Raw genomic sequence first — 586 nt, 5'->3', positions numbered from 1 at the left:
ACGCAACGGCTCTGGCGTGATGCCGAAGACGCAGGAGACGCCATCAATGACCGCACCCTTTCCCATGCAGGACGCCACGCCGACGGAACGCGGCCTCGACCCCTCGCGGCTCGCGCGCATGGGCGACCGCATCGTGGCCGATATCGCCGCGGGCCAGCACCCCGGCGCGCAGGTCGCCGTCGCGCGCAACGGGCGCATCGCGCTGTTCCGCACCTTCGGCAATGCGCGCCAGGGTGTTGCGGCGCGCCCGGACTCGCTGTGGCTGCTCTATTCCAACACCAAGGTCATCACCGCCTCGGCGGTCTGGGCGATGGCCGAGGACGGGCTGATCCGCCTCACCGACACGATCGCGCAGCACCTCCCGGGCTTCGACGCCAATGGAAAGGGCGGCATCACCTTCATCGACCTGCTGACGCACCAGGCCGGCTTCCCGACCGCCGAGGTTCCTGCGGCGGCCTGGGAGGATGCGGCGAAGCTGCGGGAGGTGGTGAACGGCTTCCAGCTGGAATGGCCGACCGGCAGCAAGGTCCGCTACCACCCGGCGGCGGCGCATTGGGTCGCGGCAGCGGTGATCAAGGCCGTCACG

1 protein-coding gene is annotated in these 586 nt (G+C 70.3%); it reads left to right on the top strand.

What is annotated here, in order from left to right; all coding sequences use genetic code 11:
• Positions 1 to 46 precede the first annotated feature (46 nt).
• Positions 47 to 586 (top strand): serine hydrolase domain-containing protein (locus tag AC1DWF_RS36780; protein WP_476843362.1); only part of this gene is annotated, 540 nt, incomplete at its 3' end.

Source organism: Aminobacter sp. P4_D5 (assembly GCF_056401815.1).
The sequence above is the reverse complement of the archived record's forward strand: the minus strand, read 5'-3'. Positions and strand labels throughout refer to the sequence as shown.